4 protein-coding genes and 1 pseudogene are annotated in these 6,488 nt (G+C 75.7%); all 5 read left to right on the plus strand.

The genetic code is table 11. From position 1 onward, the window contains the following. Positions 1–1,647 (plus strand): outer membrane protein assembly factor BamB family protein (locus ACSNOK_RS29240; RefSeq protein ID WP_436783806.1); only part of this gene is annotated, 1,647 nt, incomplete at its 5' end. Between the two features lie 284 nt (positions 1,648–1,931). Next, positions 1,932–2,663 (plus strand): response regulator transcription factor, encoded by a 732-nt coding sequence (locus ACSNOK_RS29245; RefSeq protein ID WP_436783807.1) that lies wholly within the window; start codon positions 1,932–1,934, stop codon positions 2,661–2,663. 792 nt (positions 2,664–3,455) lie between these two features. Further along, a pseudogene (gene galT / locus ACSNOK_RS29250) lies at positions 3,456–4,391 on the plus strand (galactose-1-phosphate uridylyltransferase); the annotation flags it as partial. Continuing rightward, positions 4,388–5,368, plus strand: coding sequence for a UDP-glucose 4-epimerase GalE (gene galE, locus ACSNOK_RS29255; RefSeq protein WP_436783808.1), 981 nt, complete (start codon positions 4,388–4,390; stop codon positions 5,366–5,368). The pseudogene galT and the gene galE, both read left to right, overlap by 4 nt. After that, a partial coding sequence (gene galK / locus ACSNOK_RS29260) for a galactokinase (protein WP_436783809.1) occupies positions 5,365–6,488 on the plus strand: 1,124 nt, incomplete at its 3' end. The genes galE and galK, both read left to right, overlap by 4 nt.

Below are 6,488 nucleotides of genomic sequence, written 5' to 3' on the forward strand. Positions count from 1 at the left end.
CCCCAGGTTCCGCCCGCGCCCCCTGGCGCGCCGCTCGCTCCGCCGCCGGGCGCCCCCACGCCGCCGCCTCCGCCGGGAGCGCCGCACACCCCGCAGTTCCCGGCGGGCGGTTACGGCTACCCGGGCCCGGCCGGCCCCGGCGCCCCCACGCCCGTCCAGCCGTTCCCGCAGTACGGGGGCGGTGGTTACCCGCCGCCGCCCGCGCCGTCCGGTGGCGGTGCCAAGAAGCGGATGGCGGTGATCGTCAGTGCCGTCACCGCGTTGGTGCTCGCCGTCGGCGGTGGTGTCTGGTACGCCACCCAGAGCGGTGACGACAAGGACGACAAGCCCACCAACTCCGCGAACAAGAACGGAAAGCAGGAGCAGGGCAAGGGAGGGACCGGCGGCAAGGGCGGGTCCGAGGACGTGCGGCCGAAGGAGGGCAAGCTGCTCTTCGGCGCGGACCAGCCGGTGGTCGAGGACAGCCGGTCGGCGGCCGGCATGTGGGTCACCGACAAGGTCTTCGCCAAGAGCGACCTCGACAAGGTCGTCGGCTACGGCCCGGCCGGCGGCAAGCAGTGGGAGATCCCGCTCTCCGGCGACATCTGCCAGGCGCCGACGCACGTCACCGAGGACGGCAAGACGGCCGTGCTCGTCGAGGAGGCGCCGCCGTCCTCCAGCAAGCCGTACGGCGGCCCGTGCAATCAGGTCGTGGCCCTGGACCTGAACAACGGGAAGAAGCTGTGGCAGAAGTCGGTCAAGGTCGGTGACCGAACGATCCAGTTCCAAGACGTCACCGTCGGCGGCGGGACCGTCGCGGCCGGCAGCCTCCAGGGCGGCGCCGCCTGGACGATGGACGGCAAGGAGCTGTGGAAGCCCAAGCCGGAGGACCTCTGCAAGGACGACGGCTACGGCGGTGGCGGCAAGCTCGTCGCGGTCCGGCGCTGCGGCGACTACGAGCGCCCGCAGATGAAGATCGAGACACTGGACCCGGCGTCCGGCAAGGCCAAGTCCACGTTCAACCTGCCGAACGGCATCGACGACGCGCACGTGGTGTCGACCGACCCGCTGGTCATCGGCGTCAAGGTGGGCGACCACAGCGGCACCGGCGTCTCGGACTTCATGGCCATCGACGACAGCGGCTCGGAAGGCAAGCTGCGCAGCAAGATCTCCACGGAGAACGGCAAGTACCAGCCGCGCTGCTCGTCGAGCGGCGTCGAGGCGTGCTACAAGCTCGCCGTCGGCAAGGACGCCCTGTACCTGCCCACGGACGACCACCAGACCGGCAAGACCGGCGAGGTCGGCCGCGTCAACGAGATCGTCGCCTTCGACCTGGCCACCGGCCGGACGAAGGGCAAGGTCGACGGCCGCGTCAGCTCCACCCTGGTACCGCTGGGCGTGGAGAAGGACGGTTCGGTCATCGGCTACCAGACCGCCGGCTGGCGCGGTGGCGGCACCGTGGTGAGCATCGACCCGCGGACCTTCGCCGCCAAGCCGCTGCTGAAGAACCCGATCGCCACCCAGGAGACCGAGAACCAGATCTCGCCCCTCTTCGAGCAGGCGATCTGGTCGCAGGGCCGGCTGTACCTCGGCCGCAAGTTCCTGCACAAGCCCAGTCAGTTCGCGAAGGGCAAGGAATACGTCGCCATGATCTGGGGAGCCGAGTGAGCCACCGGAGGCTGAGCGTGGCCCGTGGGCCCCTGCTCCGGCCGCCGAACGATCACTCGGACTACGGGAGTTGATCACTTAGCGAGCACTCCACGCCGTATCCCTGCTCATCACGCATACATGCCTGAACGATCCGTTTCAGACGCGAAGTACACGTGATTGACAGGGATTTCGGCATTCCGGGGGACTTCTCACCAGTAGGGGGCGCGGAACGTCGAACAAGCGTGTAGCTTCCGGGGGCAGAGGGCGACGAGAGACGTACGCGGGCGACAGGGGGGCAGCGCATGGGCGTGCGGCTCATGGTGGTCGACGACCACCGGCTGCTGGCCGAGGCGCTCGCCTCGGCGCTGAAGTTGCGGGGGCACCGGGTGCTGGCCGCAGCCGCGCCGAGCGCGGGGGCGGCCGATCTGGTGGTGAGCCGGGCGCCCGAGGTGTGCCTGCTCGGCACGGCCGCGCCGGCGGAGCCCGGGGCCTTCGACCCGGTGGTCCGGATCAAACGGGAGCGCCCGCAGGTCGCCGTCGTGGTGCTCGGCCCGGTGCCCAGCCCGCTCGGGATCGCCGCCGCCTTCGCCGCCGGCGCCTCCGGCTACGTACGGCACAACGAGCGGATCGAAGGCGTCGAGCGCGCCATGATGAAGGCCCGTGCGGGCGAGGCCGCCGTCGAGCCGCAACTGCTGCAAGGGGCCTTCGCCGAGCTGCTCAACCCGGCGGCCCAGCCGGACGACGAGGGGGCCCGGCTGCTCCAGCTGCTGACGCCGCGCGAGGTCGAGGTGCTGGTCCGGGTGGCCGAGGGCGAGGACACCCGGCTGATCGCGGCCGGCATGGGCATAGCGCCCAGCACCGCCCGGACGCACGTCCAGCGGGTGCTGATGAAGCTCGGGGTGGGCTCCCGGTTGGAGGCCGCCGCCCTGGCGGCCCGCACCGGCCTGCTCGACCGGGCGGCCGGCGGCCGGACCCCGGCCCCGGTTCCCGCGCCCTCCGGCGCGCGGGGAGTGGTGGGGCGCCAGGCGCCCTGACGCGCCCTGCCCGCTGGACGGCCGCGCCGGCACGGCCTCCGCCCGTGACCGCCGCGCGGCGGGCCGGCGGCCGGACGGCGCCCCGGTGGCGCCGAGGGACCGGCGATCCGGAGACGCCACGGCCGCGTGTCGGCGTCCGCCGCGCGGCGGGTCGGCGACCGGACGGCGTGCCGGTGGCGCCGGGGGACCGGCGATCCGGAGACGCCACGGCCGCGCGTCCGCGTCCGCCGCGCCGCGTACGGCGCATCGCCCCCGGCGGTTCACGGCGGGACCGGTGTGCCGGACGGTACGAGCGGGCAGAGTGCGGACGTGAAGAGAACGGCCACCCGGCTCGCCGACGGCCGCGAGCTGTTCTACTACGACGCCCGGGACGACACGGCCCGCGAGGCGGCCGACCACCGGGGGACGGATCCGTCCGGCCTCTGCGGCCCGGATCCGTCCGGCCGTACGCGTGCTCCGAGCGGGGCCGGACGAGCGGAGCCGGCCGGGCGGGACGCCTCCGCCGGGCGCCCGTCCCGGGCGGAGCGCTCCTCCGCCCACGGGCTCGGCGCAGCGGGTGGCGCGGACGCCGCCGGCGGTGGCGCGGGCCTCGCGGGCTCCGGCGCGCGGCGGAGCCCGTCCGCGCCGGAGCCCCACGGCTCCGGCGGGCCGGCCGAGCCCGGGCCCGGGGCCTCCTCCGCCGCGGCCGCCCCGCCGGCTCCAGACCTGGCGGCCGGCGCCGGGGCCCCGGCCGCGGGCGGCCCCCGCCGCCCCGGCGGGCAGCGGGGGCGCGCCCCGCGCACCCCTGCCGGAGCCACCGAACTGCGCACCGACCCGCTGCTCGGCGACACCGTCGTCATCGCCGCCCACCGTCAGGGCCGCACCCACCACCCGCCGCCCGACGCCTGTCCGCTCTGCCCCTCCCGCCCGGGCCGGCCCACGGAGATCCCGGACGCGGACTACGAGGTCGTCGTCTTCGAGAACCGCTTCCCGGCCCTCACCGGTCCCTCGGCGGGCCGCTGCGAGGTCGTGTGCTTCACCGCCGACCACCACGGCTCCGCCGCGGAGCTGGACGACGAACGGGCCGCCCTCGTCCTCGCCGCCTGGACCGACCGCACGGCCGAGCTGTCCGCCCGCCCCGACGTCGCCCAGGTCTACTGCTTCGAGAACCGCGGCGCGGAGATCGGCGTCACCCTCGCGCACCCGCACGGCCAGATCTACGCCTACCCCTTCGTCACCCCGCGGACGGAACGCGCCCTCGCCTCCGTCGCCGCGTACCGCGAGCGCACCGGCGGACGGAATCTGTACGACGACACCGTGGCCCGCGAGGAGGCCGACGGACGGCGTGTCGTCCTCGCCGGCGAGCACTGGACGGCCTTCGTCCCGTACGCCGCCCGCTGGCCGTACGAGGTGCACCTGTACCCCCGGCGCCGGGTGCCCGACCTGCCCGCCCTCGGCCCGGCCGCCCGCGCCGAGCTGCCGGGCCTCCACCGGGAGCTGCTCCGCCGCTTCGACCGCCTCTTCGGGCCGGACGCGCCGCCCACCCCGTACGTCTCCGGCTGGCACCAGGCGCCCGTGCGCCACCCCCTCAGGAGTGAATTCGCGCTCCACGCCGAGCTCTTCACCGTCCGACGGGCTCCCGGCAAGCTCAAATTCCTCGCGGGTTCCGAGTCCGGCATGAACGTGTTCGTCAACGACGTGCCGCCGGAGACCGCGGCGGAACGACTGCGAGAGGCGGCACTCCCATGAACGCGAGCCTGAACACGAGGACGTGCCTGGTCACGGGCGGCGCGGGCTACATCGGCAGCGTCGTCGCGGCCCACCTGCTGGCCGCCGGGCACGCCGTGACCGTGCTGGACGACCTGTCCACCGGCCATCGCGACGCCGTCCCGACCGGCGCGCGTTTCATCGAGGGGCGCGTACAGGACGCGGCGCGCTGGCTGGACGGCTCGTACGACGCCGTGCTGCACTTCGCCGCCTGCTCCCAGGTCGGAGAGTCCGTCGCGGCCCCCGAGAAGTACTGGCGCAACAACGTCGGCGGCAGCCTCGACCTCCTCGACGCCATGCGGGAGGCGGGCGTCCGCACCCTCGTCTTCTCCTCCACCGCCGCCACCTACGGCGACCCGGACACCGTCCCGCTGACCGAGACCGACCCCACCGCCCCCACCAACCCCTACGGCGCCTCGAAGCTCGCCGTCGACCACATGATCGCGGGGGAGTGCGCGGCGCACGGCCTCGCCGCCGTCTCGCTGCGCTACTTCAACGTCGCGGGCGCGCACGGCCGCCACGGCGAGCGGCACGCCCCCGAGACCCATCTGATCCCGCTCGTCCTCCAGGCGGCCCTCGGCGAGCGGCCGGAGATCACGGTGCACGGCGACGACTACCCCACCCCGGACGGCACCTGCGTCCGCGACTACCTCCATGTGAGCGACCTGGCCGAGGCCCACCTGCTCGCCTTGGACGCCGCCCGCCCCGGCGAGCACCTGATCTGCAACCTGGGCAACGGCAACGGCTTCTCCGTCCGCCAGGTCGTCGAGACCGCCCGCGAGGTCACCGGGCACCCGCTCCCGTGCCGTACGGGCCCCCGCCGGCCCGGCGACCCGGCGGTCCTCGTCGCCTCCGCCGAGCGCGCCCGCGAGGTACTCGGCTGGAAGCCCCGGCGGCCCGAGCTGGCCGGGATCATCGCCGACGCCTGGGAGTTCGCCCGCGGCACGGAGCCGCGGTGAACCCCGCGGCCGGGTTCCGGGCCGTCTACGGCCGGGCGCCGGACGGCGTCTGGTCGGCGCCCGGCCGCGTCAACCTCATCGGCGAGCACACCGACTACAACGAGGGCCTGGTGCTGCCGGCGGCGCTGTCCCGGCGCACCCGGGTGGCCGCCGCCGCGCGGCCGGACGGGCTGCTGCGGCTGCACTCCGCGCGGGCGGTCGGCGGCGTGGTCACACTGGAGCCGGCCGCGCTCGTGCCGGGGCGGGTCCGGGGCTGGGCCGCCTACCCGGCGGGCGTCGTGTGGGCGCTGCGCGCCGCGGGCCACGCCGTGGGCGGGGCGGACCTGCACGTGGAGAGCGACGTGCCGCAGGGAGCGGGCCTCTCCTCGTCCGCCGCCCTGGAGATCGCGACGGCGCTGGCCGTCACCGGTGTCCACGGCCTCGCGCCGGATCCGGCCGAGCTGGCCGGGCCGGCCCGGCACGCCGAGCACGCCTTCGTCGGCGTCCCCTGCGGGATCATGGACCAGACCGCCGCGGCCCGCTGCCGCGCCGGGCACGCGCTCTACCTCGACACCCGCGACCTCACCGTCCGCCACCTGCCGTTCGACCCCGCCGCGCACGGGCTGCGGCTGCTCGTCGTCGACGTCGGCGTCCGGCACGCGCTGGCGGACGGCGCCTACACGGCGCGCCGCGCCGCGTGCGAGGCGGGCGCGCGGGCGCTCGGCGTGCGCGCCCTACGGGAGGTGACCCCCGCGCAACTGCCGGAAGCGCTCGCCGGGTTGGAGCCCGCGCTGCGGCCGGTGGTCCGGCATGTCGTCACGGAGAACGAGCGGGTGGCGCGGGTGGCCGCCCTGCTCGCGGCCGGGGACCTCCGGGCGGTCGGTCCGGCGCTCGCCGCCGGTCACCGCTCGCTCCGCGACGACTTCGCCGTCTCCTGTCCGGAGCTGGACCTGGCGGTCGACACCGCCCGCGCGGCGGGCGCGCTGGGCGCCCGGATGACCGGCGGGGGCTTCGGCGGGTCGGCGATCGCGCTGGTGGAGGAGGAGCGGGCGGACGCGGTGGGACGGGCCGTCCGCGCGGCCTTCGCGGCCGCCGGGTTCGGGCCGCCGGCCGTTTTCGCGGTGACGGCGGGGGAGGGCGC

Source organism: Streptomyces sp. URMC 126 (assembly GCF_051386555.1).
Classification (GTDB): Bacteria; Actinomycetota; Actinomycetes; order Streptomycetales; family Streptomycetaceae; genus Streptomyces.

Bases quoted from the DNA above. Each gene is read 5' to 3' on its own strand.
- ACSNOK_RS29245 (WP_436783807.1), top strand. From the start codon at position 1,932: ATGGGCGTGCGGCTCATGGTGGTCGACGACCACCGGCTGCTGGCCGAG.
- galE (WP_436783808.1), top strand. From the start codon at position 4,388: ATGAACGCGAGCCTGAACACGAGGACGTGCCTGGTCACGGGCGGCGCG.